The organism is Streptomyces sp. SS8, assembly GCF_054072955.1.
Genome location: NZ_JBSVCZ010000006.1, coordinates 169,990 through 190,766 on the forward strand (window position 1 = coordinate 169,990; position 20,777 = coordinate 190,766).

At 73.0% G+C, this 20,777-nt stretch carries 18 protein-coding genes, 2 tRNA genes and 1 pseudogene; 9 read left to right on the top strand and 12 right to left on the bottom strand.

The window, feature by feature from the left end:
• Window positions 1–73 precede the first annotated feature (73 nt).
• The 3 genes from ACW69E_RS08515 to rsgA all read left to right on the top strand — a co-directional run bounded on the left by ACW69E_RS08515 (window position 74) and on the right by rsgA (window position 3,372).
• A complete protein-coding gene (locus ACW69E_RS08515; RefSeq protein WP_457497631.1) occupies window positions 74–787 on the top strand; it encodes a M50 family metallopeptidase in 714 nt (237 codons plus the stop codon).
• Window positions 788–957: 170 nt separating this feature from the next.
• Window positions 958–2,322 (top strand): 3-phosphoshikimate 1-carboxyvinyltransferase, encoded by a 1,365-nt coding sequence (gene aroA, locus ACW69E_RS08520; protein ID WP_457497562.1) that lies wholly within the window; start codon window positions 958–960, stop codon window positions 2,320–2,322.
• A 15-nt stretch (window positions 2,323–2,337) separates the two neighbouring features.
• Window positions 2,338–3,372 carry a ribosome small subunit-dependent GTPase A gene (gene rsgA / locus ACW69E_RS08525; RefSeq protein WP_457497563.1) on the top strand — a complete coding sequence of 345 codons (1,035 nt, stop codon included), beginning with the start codon at window positions 2,338–2,340 and terminating at the stop codon, window positions 3,370–3,372.
• A gap of 40 nt (window positions 3,373–3,412) precedes the next feature.
• On the opposite strand, the gene ACW69E_RS08530 is transcribed toward rsgA, so the two are convergent.
• On the bottom strand, window positions 3,413–4,126 hold the full coding sequence (locus ACW69E_RS08530; protein ID WP_457497564.1) for a TetR/AcrR family transcriptional regulator: 714 nt from the start codon (window positions 4,124–4,126) through the stop codon (window positions 3,413–3,415).
• A gap of 160 nt (window positions 4,127–4,286) precedes the next feature.
• Here ACW69E_RS08530 and hisN point away from each other — a divergent pair, with 160 nt between their 5' ends.
• Together hisN and ACW69E_RS08540 are read left to right on the top strand one after the other, a co-directional pair.
• A complete protein-coding gene (gene hisN / locus ACW69E_RS08535) occupies window positions 4,287–5,081 on the top strand; it encodes a histidinol-phosphatase (RefSeq protein ID WP_457497565.1) in 795 nt (264 codons plus the stop codon).
• A gap of 145 nt (window positions 5,082–5,226) precedes the next feature.
• Window positions 5,227–5,640, top strand: a complete 414-nt coding sequence (locus ACW69E_RS08540; RefSeq protein WP_457497566.1) for a CBS domain-containing protein — start codon at window positions 5,227–5,229, stop codon at window positions 5,638–5,640.
• 105 nt (window positions 5,641–5,745) lie between these two features.
• Here ACW69E_RS08540 and ACW69E_RS08545 read toward each other — a convergent pair whose 3' ends face one another.
• Window positions 5,746–7,212, bottom strand: coding sequence for a catalase (locus ACW69E_RS08545; protein ID WP_457497567.1), 1,467 nt, complete (start codon window positions 7,210–7,212; stop codon window positions 5,746–5,748).
• A gap of 133 nt (window positions 7,213–7,345) precedes the next feature.
• Between ACW69E_RS08545 and ACW69E_RS08550 the strand changes: the two genes are divergently transcribed.
• On the top strand, window positions 7,346–7,762 hold the full coding sequence (locus tag ACW69E_RS08550; RefSeq protein ID WP_206350659.1) for a Fur family transcriptional regulator: 417 nt from the start codon (window positions 7,346–7,348) through the stop codon (window positions 7,760–7,762).
• A 127-nt stretch (window positions 7,763–7,889) separates the two neighbouring features.
• Here ACW69E_RS08550 and ACW69E_RS08555 read toward each other — a convergent pair.
• The 4 genes from ACW69E_RS08555 to ACW69E_RS08570 form a co-directional block, all read right to left on the bottom strand.
• A tRNA-Met gene (locus tag ACW69E_RS08555) sits at window positions 7,890–7,963 on the bottom strand.
• Window positions 7,964–8,039: 76 nt separating this feature from the next.
• Window positions 8,040–9,713: a tetratricopeptide repeat protein gene (locus ACW69E_RS08560; protein WP_457497632.1), complete on the bottom strand. Its 1,674-nt coding sequence runs from the start codon at window positions 9,711–9,713 to the stop codon at window positions 8,040–8,042.
• Between the two features lie 221 nt (window positions 9,714–9,934).
• Window positions 9,935–10,008, bottom strand: a tRNA-Met gene (locus ACW69E_RS08565).
• Window positions 10,009–10,061: 53 nt separating this feature from the next.
• Window positions 10,062–13,016, bottom strand: a complete 2,955-nt coding sequence (locus ACW69E_RS08570) for a UPF0182 family membrane protein (RefSeq protein ID WP_457497633.1) — start codon at window positions 13,014–13,016, stop codon at window positions 10,062–10,064.
• Between the two features lie 134 nt (window positions 13,017–13,150).
• On the opposite strand from ACW69E_RS08570, the gene ACW69E_RS08575 reads away from it, so the two are divergent.
• Window positions 13,151–13,741 carry a PPA1309 family protein gene (locus ACW69E_RS08575; RefSeq protein WP_457497634.1) on the top strand — a complete coding sequence of 197 codons (591 nt, stop codon included), beginning with the start codon at window positions 13,151–13,153 and terminating at the stop codon, window positions 13,739–13,741.
• 18 nt (window positions 13,742–13,759) lie between these two features.
• Here ACW69E_RS08575 and ACW69E_RS08580 read toward each other — a convergent pair.
• From ACW69E_RS08580 to ACW69E_RS08595, 4 genes and pseudogenes are all read right to left on the bottom strand, one after another.
• Window positions 13,760–14,833 (bottom strand): annotated as a pseudogene (locus ACW69E_RS08580) (YlbL family protein); the annotation flags it as partial.
• 25 nt (window positions 14,834–14,858) lie between these two features.
• Window positions 14,859–15,107 carry a hypothetical protein gene (locus ACW69E_RS08585; protein ID WP_457497568.1) on the bottom strand — a complete coding sequence of 83 codons (249 nt, stop codon included), beginning with the start codon at window positions 15,105–15,107 and terminating at the stop codon, window positions 14,859–14,861.
• 304 nt (window positions 15,108–15,411) lie between these two features.
• Window positions 15,412–15,870 (bottom strand): molybdenum cofactor biosynthesis protein MoaE, encoded by a 459-nt coding sequence (locus ACW69E_RS08590; RefSeq protein WP_457497569.1) that lies wholly within the window; start codon window positions 15,868–15,870, stop codon window positions 15,412–15,414.
• A 94-nt stretch (window positions 15,871–15,964) separates the two neighbouring features.
• Entirely contained in the window at window positions 15,965–17,074 is a 1,110-nt protein-coding gene (locus ACW69E_RS08595) for an SDR family oxidoreductase (RefSeq protein ID WP_457497570.1), read from the bottom strand.
• A gap of 146 nt (window positions 17,075–17,220) precedes the next feature.
• On the opposite strand from ACW69E_RS08595, the gene ACW69E_RS08600 reads away from it, so the two are divergent.
• Both ACW69E_RS08600 and ACW69E_RS08605 read left to right on the top strand, forming a co-directional pair.
• Window positions 17,221–18,726 carry a zinc-dependent metalloprotease gene (locus ACW69E_RS08600; RefSeq protein ID WP_457497571.1) on the top strand — a complete coding sequence of 502 codons (1,506 nt, stop codon included), beginning with the start codon at window positions 17,221–17,223 and terminating at the stop codon, window positions 18,724–18,726.
• Entirely contained in the window at window positions 18,723–19,250 is a 528-nt protein-coding gene (locus ACW69E_RS08605; protein ID WP_457497572.1) for an NUDIX hydrolase, read from the top strand. The genes ACW69E_RS08600 and ACW69E_RS08605 overlap by 4 nt, the downstream gene beginning before the upstream one ends.
• Before the next feature lie 62 nt (window positions 19,251–19,312).
• On the opposite strand, the gene ACW69E_RS08610 is transcribed toward ACW69E_RS08605, so the two are convergent.
• Both ACW69E_RS08610 and ACW69E_RS08615 read right to left on the bottom strand, forming a co-directional pair.
• The gene (locus ACW69E_RS08610; RefSeq protein WP_457497573.1) at window positions 19,313–20,065 is read right to left on the bottom strand and encodes an AIM24 family protein; all 753 of its coding nucleotides are present in this window, start codon (window positions 20,063–20,065) and stop codon (window positions 19,313–19,315) included.
• Window positions 20,066–20,081: 16 nt separating this feature from the next.
• Window positions 20,082–20,774: an AIM24 family protein gene (locus ACW69E_RS08615; RefSeq protein WP_457497574.1), complete on the bottom strand. Its 693-nt coding sequence runs from the start codon at window positions 20,772–20,774 to the stop codon at window positions 20,082–20,084.
• Window positions 20,775–20,777: the final 3 nt, after the last annotated feature.

Below are 20,777 nucleotides of genomic sequence, written 5' to 3' on the forward strand. Positions count from 1 at the left end.
CGGCCGGACGAGCACGGCACGCGGGGCGGCGGAACGGACCGCGGGGAAGAAGAGGGGGCGGCCGAACATGAACATGGACACGGACGGCATCGCCGAGGTCTGGGACCGCGTCGTCGGGACGCAGCCCGACCCGTCGTTCGCGGTCGTGGCGGTCACCGGCCTGGTGGCCCTGGCCGTCGTCGCCGCACGGGGGCCGTGGCGGGTGGCGCGGAACGCTGTGACCATCGCCCACGAGGGCGGGCACGGGATCGTGGCGCTGCTGACCGGGCGGCGGCTGGAGGGCATACGCCTGCACTCGGACACCTCCGGGCTGACCGTCTCCCGGGGGCGGCCGAACGGGATCGGAATGGTGCTGACGGCCGCCGCCGGATACACCGCGCCGTCGCTGCTCGGCCTGGCGGGAGCGTGGCTGCTGGCCGCCGGGCACGTCACCGCGCTGCTGTGGGGGGCCACCGCACTGCTGCTGGCGATGCTGGTGATGGTGCGCAACGCCTACGGAGTGCTCAGCGTCGTCCTCACCGGCGGGGCGTTCTTCCTGGTGTCGTGGTTCGCCGGAACCGAGGTGCAGGCGGCGTTCGCGTACGGGGTGGTGTGGTTCCTGCTGCTGGGCGGCGTGCGGCCCGTCTTCGAGCTCCAGGGCAAGCGGCGCCGGGGCGAGGCGCCCGACTCGGACGCCGACCAGCTCGCGCGGCTGACGAACGCGCCCGCGCCGCTGTGGCTGCTGCTCTTCCACGCCGTCGCGCTGTGCTCGCTGACCGGCGGCGGACGGTGGCTGCTGGGGCTCTGACGAGCCCGCCGCGGGCGCCCGCCCCGGGTTCCGGAGTCTTCCCGCCCGGCCCGGCTCGCCCGGGCGGCGCCCGACCCCGCGCAACGGTGCGCGGCACGGCCGCACGCGTCCGTGCTCTCCCCGTGTCCGGCCAGGACTCCCGTCCCGCCGAAGCCACTAAAGTTGGCCCCATGACCGACCACACCGCCCTCTGGCCCGCGCCGCTCGCGTCCGGCGCCGTCGATGCGACCGTCACCGTGCCCGGATCGAAGTCGGTCACCAACCGCGGTCTGGTGCTCGCCGCCCTCGCCTCCGAGCCCGGCTGGCTGCGCCGCCCGCTGCGGTCGCGCGACACCCTGCTGATGGCCGAGGGGCTGCGCGCCATGGGGGTGGGCATCGAGGAGACGGTGTCCTCCAACTCCGCGCCCGTCGCGGACGGCGCCGCCGGCCCCGGGGCCGGCGGCGAGGCCTGGCGGGTCATCCCCGCGGGGCTGCACGGTCCCGCGAGCGTGGACGTCGGCAACGCCGGCACCGTGATGCGCTTCCTGCCTCCGGTGGCCGCCCTGGCCGACGGCCCGGTCCACTTCGACGGCGACAAGCGCTCCCACGAGCGCCCCCTCCACGGTGTGATCGACGCGCTGCGCGCGCTGGGCGCCCGGGTCGACGACGGCGGGCGAGGCGCGCTGCCGCTGACCGTGCACGGCGGCGGCTCCCTGACCGGCGGCGCGGTGGAGATCGACGCCTCCTCGTCCTCCCAGTTCGTCAGCGCCCTGCTGCTGTCCGGCGCCCGCTTCAACCAGGGCGTGGAGGTCCGCCACACCGGCGGCCCGCTGCCGTCCATGCCGCACATCCGGATGACGGTGGAGATGCTGCGCGCCGCGGGCGCCCAGGTGGACACCCCCGAGTCCGGGGGCGAGCCGAACGTCTGGCGGGTCACGGCCGGCGCGCTGCTCGGCCGCGATCTGGTCGTCGAGCCCGATCTGTCCAACGCCCAGCCCTTCCTCGCCGCCGCGCTGGTCACCGGCGGCCGGGTGACCGTCCCGGACTGGCCGGCGCACACCACCCAGCCCGGTGACGCGCTGCGCGAGATCTTCACCGAGATGGGCGGGCGCTGCGAGCTGGACGAGCGCGGCCTGACCCTCACCGGCACCGGCCGGATCCACGGCATCGACGTGGACCTGAGTGAGGTGGGCGAGCTGACCCCCGGCATCGCGGCGGTCGCGGCGCTGGCCGACTCCGAGTCGCGGCTGCGCGGCGTGGCGCACCTGCGGCTGCACGAGACCGACCGGCTGGCCGCCCTCACCAAGGAGATCAACGGCCTCGGCGGCGACGTCACCGAGACCGGTGACGGGCTGGTCATCCGCCCGCGCCCGCTGCGCGGCGGGACCTTCCACACCTACGAGGACCACCGGCTGGCCACGGCGGGCGCGGTGCTCGGCCTGGTCGTCGAGGGTGTGGAGGTGGAGAACGTCGCGACGACCGCCAAGACCCTGCCCGACTTCCCCGAGCTGTGGAGCGCCATGCTCGCAGGGGGCGGGGACGGGGACAGAGGGTAAGAGGCGGAACCGGCCATGCGCCGCTACGGCAAGCACACAGACGAGGACGACATCCGGATCCGCCCTGGCCGCCGGGGCAGCCGCCCGCGCACCAGCATCCGGCCCAAGCACGAGGACGCCGCCTCCGGTTTCGTCCTGACCGTCGACCGGGGCCGGATCACCTGCCTGGTGGACGACCGCACCATCACGGCCATGAAGGCCCGCGAGCTGGGCCGCAAGGGCGTCGTGGTCGGCGACCGGGTGGCGGTCGTCGGCGATCTGTCGGGGGCCAGGGACACCCTGGCGCGGATCGTGCGGGTCGAGGAGCGTTCCTCGGTGCTGCGGCGCACCGCCGACGACAACGACCCCTACGAACGGGTAGTCGTCGCCAACGCCGACCAGCTCGCCATCGTCACCGCCCTGGCCGACCCCGAGCCCCGCCCCCGGCTGATCGACCGCTGCCTGGTGGCCGCCTACGACGCGGGCCTGGAGCCGCTGCTGGTCCTCACCAAGTCGGATCTGGCGCCGCCCGACACACTGCTGGAGACGTACGCCCCGCTGGGAGTCCGGCATGTGGTGACCGACCGCGGGGAGCTGGCCGACGGCGCTGCCGCCGACCGGGTGCGCGAGTTCCTGTGGGGCCGGACCACCGCCTTCGTGGGCCATTCCGGGGTCGGCAAGACCACTTTGGTCAACGCGCTCGTCCCGCCCGACCGCAGGCGGGCGACGGGCCATGTCAACGCGGTCACCGGGCGCGGCCGCCACACCACGACCTCGGCCCTGGCCCTGCCGCTGCCCGGCGAGGTCTCCTTCCCGCCGGTGCCGGAGGGCGGCTGGGTGGTCGACACCCCCGGTGTGCGGTCCTTCGGCCTGAACCACATCGATCCGTCCCGGGTGATCCACGCCTTCCCGGACCTGGAGCCGGGCACGGAGGGCTGTCCGCGCGCCTGCGGCCACGACGAGCCGGACTGCGCGCTGGACTCCTGGGTCGCCGACGGCCACGCGGACCCGGCCCGGCTGTTCTCCCTGCGCCGTCTGCTCGCCACGCGGGAACGCCGGGAGGGCGACTGACCGCGGTACGCCGTCCGCCCCCGGGTCTGCCCCCCGGGGATCAGTGGAGCAGCGCCCGCAGCACCTGGGTGACGTGGGCCCCCGCGGCCTCCTCGGTCGCCTCGGGCGGGCCGTCGCAGGGCGCGACGACGTAGGACAGTGCCAGCCGCAGGCCCACCTCGCAGGCGTGGCGCAGCGCGGCGGGTCCGGTCGTGCCGCCGGCGGCCCCCGCGGACACCAGCGCGGCGGCGGTGCGGTCCCGCAGCCCGGCCGCAGCCCGGCCCGCCTCCGGCCCGGGCGGCGGCAGCCGGGACTCCCAGCAGCCGGTGAGCGCGGCGCGCACCAGCGGGTCGCGGAAGGCGGCGCGCACCACCGAGACGGCGGCCGCGGCACAGCCCGCGACGGGATCGGCGGCCGGGCCGGAGGCCGTGCGGGAAGCCGGCCGGGCCGCCCGCTGCGCGGCGCGGGCGGTGCTCTCGAGGAGGACCTCCAGCTCACGGGCCACCAGGGCCGTGCCGAGCCCGTCCTTGGAGCCGAACTCGCTGTAGAGGGTCTGGCGGGAGAAGCCGGCCGCCGCGGCGACCTCGACCATGCGGATCCGGGGCCACGGTCTGTCCGTCAGGGCCGCGCGGGCGGCGCGCAGCAGTGCCTGGCGCGCCGTGGGCGGCGCTGCGGACTCCGGGGCGCGGCCGGTGGACTCCCCGGCGGGCTCCCCGGAGGAATCTCCGGTCGGGTCTCCGGCGAAGTCACCGGCGCAGGGCATCACCGAGGTCATCAGCGCCTCCCCGGACACGGCGGGTCGCGCACAGCATCGGCACCGTTGCGGAGGGTGTCAAGACGCCTCGCACCGCCTCACCACCGCGGGTGTACGCCCGCACACCCGGTTGGCCACTCCCCTGTGGCTGGCCTCCCGCGCCGCTGGATACTGTTCGTCCATGCCCGACTACCACGATGACCTGCGTCTCGCCCATGTGCTGGCCGACACCGCCGACGCCACGACGATGGAGCGGTTCAAGGCCCTCGACCTCAAGGTCGAGACCAAACCCGACATGACGCCGGTGAGCGAGGCCGACAAGGCGGCCGAGGAGCTGATCCGCACCTCCCTGCAGCGGGCGCGGCCGCGCGACGCGGTGCTGGGCGAGGAGTTCGGCAGCGAGGGGCGCGGGCCGCGCCGCTGGGTCGTCGACCCCATCGACGGCACCAAGAACTACGTGCGCGGCGTCCCGGTGTGGGCCACCCTGATCGCGCTGATGGAGCGGACCGAGGAGGGCGACCGGCCGGTGGTCGGCGTGGTGTCGGCCCCGGCCCTGAACCGGCGCTGGTGGGCGGCGCTGGGCGCCGGCGCGTACACCGGCCGCAGTCTGACGTCGGCGACCCGGCTGTCGGTCTCGCGGGTGGCCCGGGTGCAGGACGCCTCGTTCGCGTTCTCCTCGCTCGGCGGCTGGGAGGAGCGCGGCAAGCTGGGCGGCTTCCTCGACCTGACCCGGGACTGCTGGCGCACCCGCGGCTACGGCGACTTCTGGCCGTACATGATGGTCGCCGAGGGGTCGGTGGACATGTGCGCGGAGCCGGAGCTGTCGCTGTGGGACATGGCGGCGAACGCGATCGTCGTGCAGGAGGCGGGCGGCACCTTCACCGGTCTGGACGGGCGCGAGGGTCCGCACAGCGGGAACGCGGCGGCTTCCAACGGACTGCTCCACGAGGACCTGCTCGCCTACGTCGGCGACTGAGCGCGCCGCTGAATCCCGGTCAGTTCGCCCTCGCACGCCTCTTGTTGCGGCTCCGGCGGCATGTGAACATGAGAATCCGCCCGCTTGTGAGCTTGTGAATCCCTTCTCCAGCACGGGGGTTCACCAAGGAGGTGGCACAACCGTCATGACCACCCTCGTCCGTGATGCCATGAGCACAGTGGTTCTCACCATCGGCCCCGCCCACACCCTCCGTCAGGCCGCCCGGCTGATGTCCGCCCGGCGGGTCGGCGCGGCCGTCGTCCTCGACCCGGACGCCGGCGGCGTCGGCATCCTCACCGAGCGCGACATCCTCAACTCCGTGGGGGCCGGGCAGGACCCCGACCGGGAGCCCGCGCACCTGCACACCACCACCGACGTGGTCTTCGCCGCCCCCGGCTGGACCCTGGAGGACGCCGCGCGGGCCATGACCCGCGGCGGGTTCCGCCATCTGATCGTGCTCGACGACCGGGAGCCGGTGGGGGTGGTGTCGGTGCGCGACATCGTCCGCTGCTGGTCCTCGGCGCGCCGGGACGCACCCGCCGACACGGTGGCCGCCTGAGGGCGCCCGGGGACGCGCCGGGGAAGACGTCCCGGAGCACACCGGAGGGACCGGAGCCCACTGGCGTCCGGTCCCTCCGGGTTCGTACGGCGAGGAGCCGGTGGGTCAGCCGCGCAGGGCCTTGACCGCGGCCTCCAGCCTCCTGCCGTAGTCCTCGTCGGCCTGGCGGAAGTTCTCGATGGCCCGCTTGACGATGTCGTCGCGCGAGACCTTCGAGATGAAGCCGGCCAGGTTGTCGATCAGGCGCCCCTTCTCCTCCTCCGACATCAGGCGGTAGAGGTTGCCCGCCTGGACGAAGTCGTTGTCCTCGGCGTGCGAGGGCGCGGGGATGTCACCGGTGGTCCCGGCGACCGGGACCGGCTGCCACAGCGCGCGGCCGGTCTCGTTGGGGCCGCCGAAGCTGTTGGGCTCGTAGTTCTTCGCCCCGCCGTGGCGGCCGTCGTACATGAAGCCGTCGCGGCCGTGGCTGCGGGCCTCGGTGGCGTGCGGGCGGTTCACCGGCAGGTGGTCGGCGTTGATGCCCACCCGGTAGCGGTGCGCGTCGCCGTAGGCGAACAGCCGGCCCTGGAGCATCTTGTCCGGGGAGGGGCCGATACCCGGCACGAAGTGGTGCGGGGAGAAGATCGACTGCTCGACCTCGGCGAAGATGTTCTGCGGGTTGCGGTTCAGCTCCAGCTTGCCGATCTCGATGACCGGGTAGTCCGCGTGCGGCCAGACCTTGGTCAGGTCGAACGGGTTGAAGCGGTAGTTGGCCGCCTCGGCCGCCGGCATGATCTGGACGCCGACGGTCCAGCTCGGGAAGTCGCCGCGCTCGATGGACTCGCGCAGGTCGCGCTGGTGGCTGTCGGGGTCCTTGCCCGCCAGGAGGTCGGCCTCGTCCTGGGTGAGGCACTTGATGCCCTGGTCGGTCTTGAAGTGGTACTTGACCCAGAAGACCTCGCCCGCCTCGTTGTTCCACTGGAAGGTGTGCGAGCCGAAACCGTCCATGTGGCGGTACGAGGCCGGGATGCCGCGGTCGCCGAAGAGCCAGGTCACCTGATGGGTGGACTCCGGGCTCAGGCTCCAGAAGTCCCAGACGTTGTCGGCTTCCTGGGAGCCGGTGTACGGGTCACGCTTCTGGGTGTGGATGAAGTCGGGGAACTTGATGGCGTCCTTGATGAAGAACACCGGGGTGTTGTTGCCGACGAGGTCGTAGTTGCCCTCCTCGGTGTAGAACTTCAGCGCGAAGCCGCGCGGGTCGCGCACCGCGTCGGCCGCGCCCAGGTTGCCTGCGACCGTCGAGAAGCGCAGGAAGACCTCGGTCTCCTTGCCGATCTCGGAGAGGAACTTCGCCCGGGTGTACTTCGTCACGTCGGCGGTGACGGTGAAGGTGCCGTAGGCGCCCGCGCCGCGGGCGTGGACGACCCGCTCGGGGATGCGCTCGCGGTTGAAGTGGGCGAGCTTCTCCAGCAGGAGCTGGTCCTGGACCAGGACCGGGCCGCCCGAACCGGCGGTCTCGCTGTTCTGGTTGTCCGCGACGGGAGCACCGGCCTCCGTGGTCAGCGGCCCGGTGTTCTCGATCTGGGCAGTCACATGCGCCTCCTGAATCTGTCCTGTCCCCTTGGCTTGAGCCGAACGCGATCCTACATTGGACAATGTCTAAGTCAAGAAGACGATGAAGACCGTACACGATCCGGGCATGGACGCGCGCTGCTAAGGTGGAAACATGAGTGACCTGCTACAACGTCTCCGGGATCGCGGCTGGCGGCTGACCGCCCAGCGGCGAGTGGTCGCCGAGGTCCTCGATGGTGAGCATGTTCACTACACCGCCGACGAGGTGCACGCGCGCGCGACCGAGAAGCTGCCGGAGATCTCCCGCGCCACCGTCTACAACACCCTCGGCGAACTGGTCTCGATCGGCGAGGTGATCGAGGTCAGCACGGACGGCCGCGCCAAGCGGTACGACCCGAACGCACACCACTCCCACCAGCATCTGGTGTGCTCGCGGTGCGGCGTGATCCGCGACGTCCGCCCCTCCGGCGACCCGCTGGCCCTGCTCCCCGAGGGCGAGCGCTACGGGTTCACCCTCGACGAGGCGACGGTCACCTACCGGGGGCTGTGCCCCTCCTGCGCCTCCGCCTGATCCCCTCCGGATCTCCTCCGGGACCGCGGACCGCGCCCCCGTACGGACACACGGCACCGGCACGGCGAACACACGAAAACGGCCGGAGCCCGGATCCTTCATTCGGATCCGGGCTCCGGCCCATCAGTAGCGGGGACAGGATTTGAACCTGCGACCTCTGGGTTATGAGCCCAGCGAGCTACCGAGCTGCTCCACCCCGCGTCGTTGTGTTCACAACCTTAACCCACCGCGGCGATCAGTGCAAACGCGGGGTGCCCCGCGGGCGGGGCACCCCGTCTCAGGCCGTCAGCTCCTCGTGGAGTGCCTCGCTCAGCCGCGCGGCGCGCTCGGCGACCTCCGGCGGACCCAGCTCGACCGCCCGGGCGCACCAGTGGCGCCCGGCGGCCAGTTCACCGCGCCGGGCGTTCAGCAGCGCCAGGCGCAGAGCGGCCCGGCCGTGGCCCGCCTCGGCCGCACGCGTCCACCACAGGGCGGCCTCCGGCTCGCTGCCCTCGCGCGCCAGCAGCAGGCCGAGGTTGAAGGCGCCGTTGCTGCTGCCGGCCTCCGCCGCGACCCGGTACCAGTGCGCGGCCCGGACCACGTCGCCGCGCGCCGCCGCGCACATGCCCAGCCGGACCTGCGCCCGCCGGTGCCCCTGCTCGGCTGCCCGCTCGTACCACTCCTCGTACTCGGCCGGCGGGCCGTGCGCGTCCAGGGCGTCGGCCGTCGGGGCCTGGCGCTCCAGCAGCGCCGCCAGCCGGAAGGCGCCCTCCACGCTGCCGCCGCCGGCCGCGCGGCGCAGATGCCGCTCGGCGGTGTGGGCGTCGCCCTCGCGCAGCAGCGCGATGCCCACCTGGAGCGCCGCCTCGGTGTGACCGGCCGCGGCCGCCTGCTCGTACCACCGCCGGGCGGCCTCCTCCTCGCCCCGGCCCGCGTGCAGGATGCCGAGGTTGAACGCGGCGTCCACGCTGCCGGCCTCGGCGGCCTTGGAGAACCACGGCTCCGCCCCCGCCGCGTCGCCGCGCTGGAGCAGCAGTACGGCCAGCGCGTTGGCGGCCTCGCGGTGCCCGGCGTAGGCGGCACGCCGGTACCACTGCTCGGCCTGGGCGGTGCGGCCCTCGGCGGCGCACAGCAGCGCGAGGTTGAAGGCGCCGTTGATGTCGCCCGCCTCCAGCGCGGCGCGGTACCAGCGCTCCGCGGTCTGCCGCTCGCCCCGCTCGGCGTGCAGCGCGCCCAGGGCGTTGGCCGCGCTGCCGTCGCCGTCCTGGGCCGCGCGGCGCCACCACTCGGCGGCGCTGTCGGTGTCGCCCGCGTCGCGCAGCAGGAAGCCCAGGGCGCGCGCGGCTCGCGCCTCCCCCTCCTTGGCCGCCGTCAGATACCAGCGGGCCGCCTCCTGCAGTTCGCCGCGCTCCTCCAGGAGCGTGCCCAGCCGCAGGGCGGCACGCCGGTGGCCGCGCGCCGCGGCCTGGCGGTACCACTGCTCGGCCTCGGCGCCCCCCTCCTGACGGCGTGCCAGGATCCGCGCGATGCGGTAGGACGCCTCGCGGTGGCCGCGCTCGGCGGCCGCCCGGAACCACTCCTCGGCCCCGTCCTCGCCCCGCTGCTCCAGCAGGTCGGCGAGGGCGTACGCGCCGAGGGGGTGGCCGGACTCGGCGGACTGCCGCAGCCAGTACTCGGCGGCCGTCTCGTCGCCGCGCTCGCGGTGGTGGCGGCCCAGGGAGTGGGCGGCGGCCGCCGAACCGGCGACGGCCGCGACCCGCCACCAGCCGGCGGCCTCCTCGGCCTGGCCCAGCTGGTGGAGCAGGACTCCCAGGTTGTTCGCGGCGGCGCGGTCGCCGGCGGCGGTGGCGGCGCGCAGATACGGCTCGGCCCCCTCCAGGTCGCCGCGGCGCAGCAGCCGGGCGCCGAGCGCGCTGATGGCGTCCGTGTCGCGGTGGTCGCGGATGTCCGCGCGGCTCACCCCGCCCCCCATGACCTCATCTCTCGCCTTGTCCCCCATGAGGCCCATCGTCGCACCACCCGCAACCCGCTTACATCTGGTATACCGCCGCCAAGGAAGTCACTTCAGCGTTTTGTCGACTTCCCGATACAGCTACCATCCAAACGCAAAGCGCTACCACGCGCCCCTCTTCTCACATGCCCAGCACAAGAAGAAGGACCCGGAGTCAGTGACTCCGGGTCCTTCTTCTTCAGTAGCGGGGACAGGATTTGAACCTGCGACCTCTGGGTTATGAGCCCAGCGAGCTACCGAGCTGCTCCACCCCGCGCCGTTGTGTACACAACCTTACCACGGCGCGAAGGGAGCCCGCTCACCACCGATTCACTCTTCCTTGCGTCCCTCGTCGTTGCCGGACTTGTCGTCGCCGGGGTTCTTGCCGTCGGATCCGCCGTCGCCGCCCGCCGACTCCTGCGCCTCGGCGGCCCGCTCCAGCGCGTCCTCCAGATCCTGCTGGGCCTGGCCGTAGGCGTCCCAGTCCTGGTTGCCCAGCGCCTCCTGGCCCGCCTCGAACGCCTCCTGGGCGTCCTGGAGCGCCTCCTGGACCGTCGGGTCCTCGGAGCCCTCCGCGGGCGGCGGAGTGGTCTCCTCCTCGCCCGGGGGCGGCTCCTCCTCCGCCGGCGGCTCATCGGTGCCCTCGACCCCGAAGACGGCGTTCAGCGCCTCCCCGAGGGTGTCCTCGAAGGCGGTCTCCTCGCCGTAGGTCACCAGCACCTTGCGCAGCAGCGGGTAGTTGGTGCCCGCGCCGCGGACGTAGACCGGCTCGACGTAGAGCAGGCCGCCCTCCAGCGGCACCGTGAGCAGGTTGCCGTACTCGACCTCCGAGTCACCGCGCCTGAGGATGTTGATCTCGTTGGCGATGTCGGTGTCGGAGTTGAACCGGCTCTGCACCTGCTGCGGGCCGGAGACCGTGGTGTTGGACGGCAGCTTCAGGATCCTGATGGTCCCGTAGTCGTCACTTCGGGCGTCGGCGTTGACCGCCATGAACGCGCCGAGCGTCTCGCGTCCGCTGGGGTTGAAGGTCGTCGTCAGGGAGAAGGTCTGCTCCTCCTGGTCCGGCATCTTCATGCTCAGGTAGTACGGCGGGACCGCGTTGCCCTTCTGGGTCGGGTCGTCCGGCACCTGCCAGCGCTCACTGCCGCTGTAGAACTGGCTCGCGCTGGTGACGTGGTAGCGCGTCAGCAGCTCGCGCTGGACCTTGAACAGGTCCTGCGGGTAGCGGAAGTGGTCCATCAGCTCGTCGCCGATCTCGCCCTTGGGCTCGACCGTGCCGGGGAAGGCCTTCATCCAGGTCTTCAGGACCGGGTCCCGCTCGTCCCACTCGTAGAGCCTCACCTCGCCCGAGTAGGCGTCCACCGTGGCCTTGACCGAGTTGCGGATGTAGTTGACCCGGTTCTGCTGGGCGATGACCGCCCGCTGGCCGTCGGTCAGCGCGTCGGCCGTGGTCTCGCCCAGGGTGGTGCGCGAGGAGTAGGGGTACTGGTTGGTCGTGGTGTAGGCGTCCACGATCCACTGGATCCGGTCCCCCACCACCGCCGGGTACGGGTCGCCGTCGATGGTCAGCCAGGGGGCCACCGCCTCGACGCGCTCCTTGGGCGTGCGGTTGTACAGGATCCGCGAGCCCTCGCCGATCGCGCCCGAGTAGAGGATCTGCGGCTCGTTGAAGGTCACCGCGTACGCCGCGCGGTTGGCGATGTTGCCCAGGCTGACCCCGCTGTCGCCCTTGTAGCTGTAGGTCTTCTCCTCGCTGCCGGCGATGTAGTCCAGCTCCTGCTGCGGACCGCCGACGATGGAGTACTGCGTGGTCTTCTCGCCGTAGTAGACCCGCGGCTCGTAGCCGTCCTCGGCGAGTTCGCCCTCCGGCGGAAGGTCCTTCTCGATGAAGGCAGGCGCCCCGGTCGAGGCCACCTCGGTGCCCTTGCCGGCCACCATGCCGAAGCCGTGGGTGTACTTGAAGTGGTCGTTGATCCAGTTGCGCTCGGTGATGCCGTTGATGTTGATCTCGCGCAGACCGACGACGGTGTCCTGCTCGTCGCCGTCCTCGGTGGCGTACCGGTCCACGTCCAGGGTGGCGGGGAACTGGTAGTAGCTGCGGACCTGCTGGAGCTGCTGGAAGCTGGGCGAGACGACGTTGGGGTCGAGCAGGCGGATGCTGGCGGTGGTGTCCGCCGCCTCGCGCAGCTCCTCGTTGCTCGCCTCGCTCTGCCCCGAGTAGTCCGAGACCTCGGAGTCGTCGATGTCGTAGGCGTCGCGGGTGGCGTCGATGTTCTTCTTGATGTACGGCGCCTCCTTGGCCTGCTCGTTCGGCTGGACCTGGAACTTCTGCACGATCGCCGGGTAGAGGCCGCCGATCAGGATCGCCGAGAGGACCATCAGGCCGAAGCCGATCACCGGAAGCTGCCAGGTGCGCCGCCACAGGGTGGCGAAGAAGAGCACCGCGCAGATGGCGGCGATGAAGAACAGGATCGTCTTCGCCGGGAGGTAGGCGTTGGCGTCGACGTACCGCAGGCCCGTCCAGTTGTCCGTCGCCTTGAAGTCGCCGGACTTCACCGCCAGGCCGTAGCGGTCGAGCCAGTAGGCCACCGCCTTGAGCGCCACGAAGACACCGAGCAGCACCGACAGGTGGCCGGTGGCCTGGGACGTCGCGCGGGCGCCCGGGGTGGTCAGGCGCAGCCCGCCGTAGAGGTAGTGCACCAGCGCGGCGGCCAGCAGGGAGAGCACCGCGGCCGCGAAGCCGAAGCTCAGCAGGAAGCGGTACCAGGGCAGGTCGAACGCGTAGAACGCCACGTCCTTGCCGAACTGCGGGTCGGAGGTGCCGAACGGGACGGCGTTCACCCACATCAGCCAGGTGCGCCACTGGCCGGCCGCCGACGCGCCGGCGATCAGGCCCACCAGCGCGGTGACCCCCAGGAGCACCCATTTCTTGTACGGGGCGATGCCCATCCGGTAACGGTCCAGGCTCTGCTGCTCCAGCGACATCGCGCTCAGCGGGGGCCGCAGGCGGTGGGCCAGCCAGATGTTGAGGCCGACGGCCGCGGCCATCAGCAGACCGAAGACGGCGAACATGCCGATCTTGGTCCACAGGGTGGTGGTGAAGACGGTGGTGTATCGGACCGAGCGATACCACAGCCAGTCGGTCCAGAACCCCGCGAACATGACGAAGAGCATGGCCAGCACGGCCAGCGCGCCCACCGTCATGAGCAGGGTCTTGGCGCGCCTGGAGGGCCTGCCGACACTGATCCGTGGTCCTGAGGGCCCGCCCGGGCCCCGGTCCGGCATCTGGAAAGCCAAGGTGCGCACCTCGAGAGTCGCAGCGGATGGGACTGGCCCCGAATGCTAGGGCCCCACCCATGCAACTTACTGAACCTTTACCCGGTTCCCGTTCCCGGGGGGTTCGGCGGCACGATATGAGGATGAACAACCTTCCAATCGACGGCACACCTCTGGCCGCCAGCCCGCTGACCCGTGCCGTGCTCGAGATCGACGAGTACGTCGCGGGCCTGGGCTGGGACCAGCCCGCCCGACTGTTCGCCCTGGTCGACACCGACCGGCTGCGCACCGAGGAACCCGCCCTGGCCGAGCAGCTCGGACTGGACGGTGAGGGGCGGCAGGACGACGAGGCCCCCGCTCCGGCCCCTCTCACCCCGGTCGAGCAGGACGAACTGCCCGCCGGGATTCCCCTGGACGAGTTCCTCGGCACCATCGCCTGGCCCGACGCGGTCTCCGGATGCGCGATGACGGTGGAGCGGCTGATGCTGCCGCCCTCGGCGGAGGCGTCCGTTCCCGAGAACCTCCAGGAGGAGGGCGCCGAGGAGCGGCTGGCCCGCTGGGTGGCCGAGCATCCCGAGCGCCAGGAGGTCCGGATGACCGTGGCGGTGCTGCGCGACGGCGCCCGGGAGTCCGCGCTGCGGCTGCGCGAGAAGGACTCGCCGACCGAGGTGCTGACCGGCCCGGATCTGGTGCCCGGGCTCACCGAGGCGCTGGCGGCCACCTTCGGCGACTGACGTCCGGTACTCCGGCGGGCACCGCGGCAGGCCGGCCGTCTCCCCCTCCCGGATGTCCTCCAGGGCGCCCATGGCGTCGTCGATCGTGCCGACCTTCACCAGCGTCAGGCCCTCGGGGACGTCCCGGGCCGCGGCGGCGCAGTTCTCCTCGGGGGTGAGGAAGTACTCGGCGCCCTTGTCCCGGGCGGCGATGGTCTTCATCCCTATGCCGCCGATCGGGCCGACCCGTCCCTCGCCGTCGATGGTGCCCGTACCGGCCACGAACTCGCCGCCGGTGAGGTCCCCGGGGGTGAGCTTGTCCACGATGCCGAGGGCGAACATCAGCCCGGCGCTGGGACCTCCGACGTCGGCCAGCTCGATGTCTATCTCGAACGGGAAGGTGTGGTCCAGCCCCGCCCGGATCCCGACGACGGCCCGTCCGTCGTCGGCCTCCCCGGTGGTGACGGTGACCTCCCGGGAGCCGGTGGGCTCCTCGCCCGCCTTCTCGGCCGCCCGGGCGGCCTTGGCCGGGACGACGGTGAAGACCACGTCCTCGCCGGGTTCGTGCCCGGTCACCAGCTCGGCGACGTCGCCCGGCTCCTCGACGGCCTCGCCGTCCACGGCCGTGATCACGTCCCCGGCGTGCAGCCTGTCCTCGGCCGGCCCTCCCTTGACCACGGCGGCCACGACCACCCGTTCGCCGACCGGGATGTCCAGCTCGCGCAGGGCGGCGACCTTGGCGCTCTCCAGCGACTGGGTGAACTCCTCGGCGTTCTCCTCGCGCACCTCCTCGGCCGACTTGTCGTCGGGGTAGAGGGTGTCGTGCGGGACGACGGCGCTGTTCTCGGCCAGCCAGCCGTAGACGGCCTCCACGAGGTTCATCCGGTAGTCGGCGCCGGTGACGCGGACGGTGGTCATGTTCAGGTGCCCGGCCGGCTCGTAGGTCTTCCTGCCCTCGATGCTCAGCACCGGTTCGCCGTCGTGCTCACCGAGCGTGTTGACGGTGGGGCCGGGTGACATCTCGGCGTACGGCACCCTGATGAGGACCGCGGCGCAGAGCACGGCTATGAGCAGCAGGGTCGAGGTGAGCATCGTCGCGGTCCGGCGTGGCATGGCACGACAGTACGGGAACCGCGCGTCAGTCGGCGGCGGGGGCCCGTCCGTCCGGGGCCGTGCGGGACACGGCGGCGGGGCCCTCGCGGCCGCCCTCGTCCCCCCGCCCCGTACCGCGACCGTGCGGCCGTTCCATGGCGGCGCGGAAGGCCTCGTATCCGGCGACCCCGTCGGCGTCCCCGAAACCGCTGGGTTTGCGCGAGGCCCACACGGACCACACGGCCGCCCCGACCGCGGCGACGAACGGAATCAGCAACCAGGCGAGTGCCGCCACAGTGACCTCCCGATCCTCGAGTGCGCCGGAGATACGGCCTATGAGCAGACTAGATCCCGGATGAGTCAACCGTTCCGGCAGGGGTGCCCTTCCGCAACTCCGCGCCTTCGGGAAACCGCCCGCTCCTCGGCTCCGGCTCCGCGGGGGACTGTTCCCGGCCACCGGCGCGGCACACCCCGCGCGGCCATGGCACAGCTGCCCGGGAGGCGCACCGGCGGGTTTGGGAGGGTCCCTGCCGGCGGCCGGTTCGAAGCCCGCCGGCTTGGCGCCGCGCCGGCCGGGGTCCGCCCCGGCCGGCGGGGCACTAAGCCCCCACCCACTCCTCGGTGCCGTCGGCGAAGGTCTGGTGCTTCCAGATCGGCACCCGGTGCTTCAGGTCGTCGATCAGGCGGCGGCACGCCTCGAACGCCTCGGCGCGGTGCGCGCAGGAGACGGCGACGACCACGGCCAGATCGCCGACCGACAGGTCCCCCACCCGGTGGACCGCGGCGAGCGCCCGTACGGGGAAGTCGGCCGCGATCTCCTCCGCGACCCGGCGGAGCTCGGCCTCGGCCGTGGGGTGACAGGAGTAGCCGAGCCCGGTCACCCCCGTGCCCCCGTCGTGGTCGCGCACGGTGCCCGCGAACAGCGCGGTACCGCCCGCCGAGGCGTCGCCCACGGCCGTGAGGACCTCGTCCACGGAGAGCGGGGTGTCGCGGATCGCCAGGAGGCGGACCGGGTCGGGCGTCGCCCGCTCCCCGGGGTGGTCGTACGTCTGTGCCATGGGGCCATGGTGCCGTACGGGCGCGGGAGCGCGGCGGCGGCCCGCCGACACCCGGTGCCGCCCTCCGTCACCGTGCCCGGCGTCGCTCCCGTCGTCACACCCGGCGGCGGGCCTTGCGGGCGCGCCTGACCAGGGCCGCGGTGCCCACCAGGGCGACGGTCGCGCCCGCGGCGCCGAGCGTGGTGGCGTCCTTGCGGCCCAGGCGGCGGCCCGCGACCGCGTGGCGCCCGGCCGCCTCCTCCAGCAGCGCGGCCAGCACCTCCTCGTTGGTCCACTTCGGCCGCCAGCCCGCCTCGTGCAGCCGGGATCCGCTGACCACCCAGGGGTGCATGGTGTACGCCAGGTCGCCGGCCGGGGAGGGCGTCAGTCCCAGGCGGTGGAGCCTGGAGGCGGCGCCGAGCGCGACGGCGGAGGGCAGCTCCATGCGGCGGATGCCGGACAGCTCCTCGACCTCCTCCTGCTCCAGCCAGCCGTCGCAGCCGACCGCCAGTTCGCCCTCCACCTTCTCCAGCGCCGCGTACTCCAGGGCGCCGGCCAGGTCCTCGACGTGGCAGAACTGCCAGCAGGGCCGGGAGCCGGCCACGACCAGCAGGCGCGGGGACTCGAAGTAGCGGGTCAGGGCGGTGTCGGTGCCGCCGACCAGGACGGTGGGGCGCACGACCGTGACGTTCAGCCCCGGGTGCGCGCGGGGGGCGCGGCGGGCGAGGCGTTCGATCTCCAGCAGGTCGCCCACCCCGGTGGCCTCGGCGGTCGCCCGCAGCTCGGCGTCCTCGGCCAGCGGCACGTCGTTGTCGGGCAGGGCCCCGTAGACCATCGCCGAGGTGCACAGCACCACCCGGCGCACGCCCGCGGCGGCGGCCGCGGTCAGCACGGTCTGGGTGCCGCGCACGTTGTAGGCGGTACGTGCGGCGGGATCGGTCTCCAGGTCCAGGTCGAGGGCGAGGTGGACCACGGTGTCCACCGGCTCGCCGTCACCGCGCAGCCGGTCGGCGATGGCCGGGTCCCGCACGTCCAGGACGTGCCACTGCGCGCCGTCCACCGCGCCGCGGCGCTCGTCGAGCGCGACGACCCGCCCCACGTCCGGGGAGGCGACCAGCCGCTCGGTGAGCAGCGCGCCGACCCCCGATGCGGCTCCGGTGACCGCGATGACGGGCCCTGCGGCTCCGTTACGCGGACCGCGAACGTTTGGCTCCTGGGAACTCACCCGGTGTCTCCCGCGGTTGTCTGTGGGTACGACGTGCGCAGGCTCCATCCTGCACGAGAGGTGTCTAGGCTGGACGTAGAGCCCGCCACATAGCGCACCGTTCCACCGACGTCCCACCGTCCCATCCACCAGAGCCGAGGAACCCCGTGAGTGACATCCCATTCGGATTCGGCATGCCGCCCGAGGAGCCCGAGGAGGGCGACGACGGACGGAAGAAGGGCGACAAGGGCGGTCAGGGCGACCGGGGCGGCCCGCAGAACCCGTTCGGGTTCGGCGGCGCGGGCGGCGCCGACAACCCGCTCGCGGCGATGTTCGGATCGCTGGGCGGCGGCCCCGGCGGCTTCGACCCCAATGACCTGGGCGCCGCGTTCCAGCGGCTCGGCCAGATGCTCAGCTACGAGGGCGGGCCGGTCAACTGGGACATGGCCAAGGACATCGCCCGGCAGACCGTCGCCGCGGGCACCCCGGACGGCACCAAGGACGCAAGCGTCGGCCCGCGGGAGCGCAAGGCGGTGGAGGAGGCCGTACGCCTGGCCGACCTGTGGCTGGACGGCGTGACCTCGCTGCCCTCCGGTTCCGGTTCGGCCCTGGCCTGGAGCCGCGCCGAGTGGGTGGAGTCCACCCTCCCGGTGTGGAAGGACCTGGTGGATCCGGTCGCCGAGCGGGTCGGGGCGGCCATGGGCGACGTGCTCCCCGAGGAGATGCAGGCCATGGCCGGCCCGCTGCTGGGGATGATGCGCTCCATGGGCGGCGCGATGTTCGGCACCCAGATCGGCCACGCGCTGGGCGTGCTGGCCGGCGAGGTGGTGGGCTCCACCGACATCGGGCTGCCGCTGGGACCGAAGGGCCGGGCGGCGCTGCTGCCGGCCAACATCGCGGCCTTCGGCGAGGGCCTGGGCGTGCCCCTGGAGGAGGTGCGGCTCTACCTGGCGCTGCGCGAGGCTGCGCACCAGCGGCTGTTCGCCCACGTCCCGTGGCTGCGCTCGCACCTGTTCGGCGCGGTCGAGGGGTACGCGCGCGGGATCAAGGTGGACACGGCCAAGCTGGAGGACGTCGTCGGGCAGCTCGACCCCTCACGCCCCGAGGAGCTGCAGGAGGCGCTGCAGCAGGGCATGTTCCAGCCCGAGGACACCCCCGAGCAGAAGGCGGCCCTGGCCCGGCTGGAGACTGCGCTGGCACTGGTCGAGGGCTGGGTGGACGCGGTGGTGCACGCCGCTGCCGAGCCCCACCTGCCCTCCGCCTCCGCCCTGCGCGAGACGCTGCGCCGCCGCCGCGCCGGCGGCGGTCCGGCCGAGCAGACCTTCGCCACGTTGATCGGGCTGGAGCTGCGGCCCCGGCGGCTGCGCGACGCCTCCCGGCTGTGGGCCTCGCTCACCGACGCCCGCGGGGTGGACGGGCGCGACGGGCTGTGGGCGCACCCGGACATGCTGCCGACCGCCGAGGACCTCGACGACCCGGACGGCTTCGTCCACCGCGAGCAGCTGGACTTCTCCGAGCTGGAGGGGCTGCTGGGCAGGGAGTCCGGTGCGGAGGGCGGCGCCGAAGGCGGGCGCGGCCCGGAGCCGGAGGAGAAGAACGAGCGCGGGGACGGCGAGGACCGGCACGAGGACGGCGGGGACGAGCGCGGGGACGGCCTCGGCGGCGCCCGGTGAGTCTGCACGAGGACGCGGCGCGGACGCTCAAGGAGTGGTCCGCGCCGGACGGCGCTCAGGAGGCTCTGCGCCTGGCGTACTGCGACCATCTGGCCGCCCGCCCGGACGGCGTGTGGCGGTCCTGCGCGGACGGGCACATCACGGCGAGCGCGCTGGTGGTGGATCCGCGCGGCGGACGCGTCCTGCTGACGCACCACCGCAAGCTGCGGATGTGGCTCCAGACGGGCGGGCACTGCGAGCCCGGCGACACCGCCCTCGCCGGGGCCGCCCTGCGGGAGGCCGCCGAGGAGTCGGGCGTCGACGGGCTCACCCTGCTGCCGGGCGGTCCCGTCCGCCTGGACCGGCACCACACTCCGTGCGCCTGGCACCTGGACGTGCAGTACGCCGCCCTGGCGCCCGAGGGCGCGGTGGAGGCGGTGAGCGAGGAGTCGCTGGAGCTGCGCTGGTTCGGCTGGGACGAGGTCGCGGACGTGGCCGACGACTCCGTCGTACGGCTGGCCGAGCGCACTCGCGCACTGCTCTGACGCCAGGGCGCGCGGGCGGTCCCCCGAAGCGGGCCCGCGCGCCCCCTGCGTCCTCCGGCCGGTCAGTTGGTCCAGATGTTGCCCTGGTTCTGGCCGCGTGCGCCGTGCTGGCCCATGCCGTACTGCGCGCCCAGGCCGGCCGCCGCGTTCTGCGGCGGCAGCAGTTCGCTGGGCTGGACGAGGGCGAAGCCCTCGCCCATGAAGTTCAGCTCCCAGCCCTCCCCCGTGCTGCCACGCCGGCGGAACACGCTCTGGGAGCTGGTCTGGGCCTGCATCTGCACCCGCAGTGAGCTGGACCAGGCGACCACCGCGTCGGAGTCGGCGCTGACGTACCGCTCCGGGGTGACCTGGAGCGCCAGCGGCTGGCCGGAGGTCATCAGCGCGACCTTGCCGTGCCCGGTGATGTTGAGGTTGTACGCGCCGGAGCCGGAGATCCCGAACTGGCTGTCCACGGCGATCACCTCCCAGTGCAGGGAGGAGTCCAGCGCCAGCACGTAGGCGCTGTCGACCGTCAGGCCCTCGGAGCCCACGTCCATGATGTGGATGTACTGGGCGAGGTTGGCCAGGTAGACCGTGCCCTGCCCGGAGCAGCGCATCAGCTCCAGGCCCTCGCCGGTCCGCGACCGCCTGCGGCGCTGCCCGCCGCTCTGGTACTCCCCGTCGAACTCCATCAGGCCCTGGTAGGCGACCATCGCGCCCTTGCGGGCGAGCACGTCGTCCTGGCCGCCGAGCAGGACCCGCAGCAGCTGCGGGTTCTGCAGGGCGTAGCGGTCCCGGCTCTGCACCTCGGTGTGGCCGAAGAGTGGACTCTGCATGGTTCTTCCTTCCCCCTCAGCCCCGTACGCGCAGGCGGTCGGTGCTGTCCTCGCTGGGCTGTACGACGACGAATCCCCGGCCGGAGAAGGCGATCTGGTAGGCCTCTCCGCTGCCCCGGCCGATCAGCGCGCCCGCCTTCATGCTCCGCTTGCCCTTCATCTTCAGCCCCGAGGACCAGGCCACCAGTGCGTCGGGGTCGACGTAGGTCTCGTCCTCACCGCGTCCGCAGTCCACGACCACGGGAGTGCCGCGGGAGGTGAGGGCGACCCAGCCGGTGCCGGATATCCCGACGTTGAACATGCCCTGCCCGGAGAACTTCGCCAGGCCCTTGACGCGCTCGACGCCCCACTGGAGGTGGGCGTCGAAGGCGAGGAGGTTGGTGCCGTTGACGGACATCGCCTCGTTGTCGAGGTTCAGGCAGACGACGTCGGCGCCGTAGTCGGCCAGGTAGAGCAGTCCGTCGCCGCTGCACTTCATCAGCGGGGCGCCCTCCCCGGTGAGCCACTGGGAGGCGGCCTGCCGGACGGCCGGCGGATTGGCCTCGTACTGGACGAAGCCCTCGTAGGCGACCATCGATCCGGAGCGGGCGAAGACGTCCTGGCCGCCGGCCATGGCGATCTTCACCATGTGCGAGCCGTGGTTCTCCATACGGGCGGCGGGCGGGGTCGGGGCGTAGCCCGAGACCCCCGAAGTCGCTGTGTGGTCCATGAC

What these genes read in the sequence shown, in the direction of transcription:
- ACW69E_RS08515 (WP_457497631.1), top strand. Translation starts at nt 74, where the DNA reads ATGGACACGGACGGCATCGCCGAGGTCTGGGACCGCGTCGTCGGGACG.
- aroA (WP_457497562.1), top strand. Translation starts at nt 958, where the DNA reads ATGACCGACCACACCGCCCTCTGGCCCGCGCCGCTCGCGTCCGGCGCC.
- rsgA (WP_457497563.1), top strand. Translation starts at nt 2,338, where the DNA reads ATGCGCCGCTACGGCAAGCACACAGACGAGGACGACATCCGGATCCGC.
- ACW69E_RS08530 (WP_457497564.1), bottom strand. Translation starts at nt 4,126, where the DNA reads ATGACCTCGGTGATGCCCTGCGCCGGTGACTTCGCCGGAGACCCGACC.
- hisN (WP_457497565.1), top strand. Translation starts at nt 4,287, where the DNA reads ATGCCCGACTACCACGATGACCTGCGTCTCGCCCATGTGCTGGCCGAC.
- ACW69E_RS08540 (WP_457497566.1), top strand. Translation starts at nt 5,227, where the DNA reads ATGACCACCCTCGTCCGTGATGCCATGAGCACAGTGGTTCTCACCATC.
- ACW69E_RS08550 (WP_206350659.1), top strand. Translation starts at nt 7,346, where the DNA reads ATGAGTGACCTGCTACAACGTCTCCGGGATCGCGGCTGGCGGCTGACC.
- ACW69E_RS08560 (WP_457497632.1), bottom strand. Translation starts at nt 9,713, where the DNA reads ATGGGGGGCGGGGTGAGCCGCGCGGACATCCGCGACCACCGCGACACG.
- ACW69E_RS08570 (WP_457497633.1), bottom strand. Translation starts at nt 13,016, where the DNA reads ATGCCGGACCGGGGCCCGGGCGGGCCCTCAGGACCACGGATCAGTGTC.
- ACW69E_RS08575 (WP_457497634.1), top strand. Translation starts at nt 13,151, where the DNA reads ATGAACAACCTTCCAATCGACGGCACACCTCTGGCCGCCAGCCCGCTG.
- ACW69E_RS08590 (WP_457497569.1), bottom strand. Translation starts at nt 15,870, where the DNA reads ATGGCACAGACGTACGACCACCCCGGGGAGCGGGCGACGCCCGACCCG.
- ACW69E_RS08610 (WP_457497573.1), bottom strand. Translation starts at nt 20,065, where the DNA reads ATGCAGAGTCCACTCTTCGGCCACACCGAGGTGCAGAGCCGGGACCGC.
- ACW69E_RS08615 (WP_457497574.1), bottom strand. Translation starts at nt 20,774, where the DNA reads ATGGACCACACAGCGACTTCGGGGGTCTCGGGCTACGCCCCGACCCCG.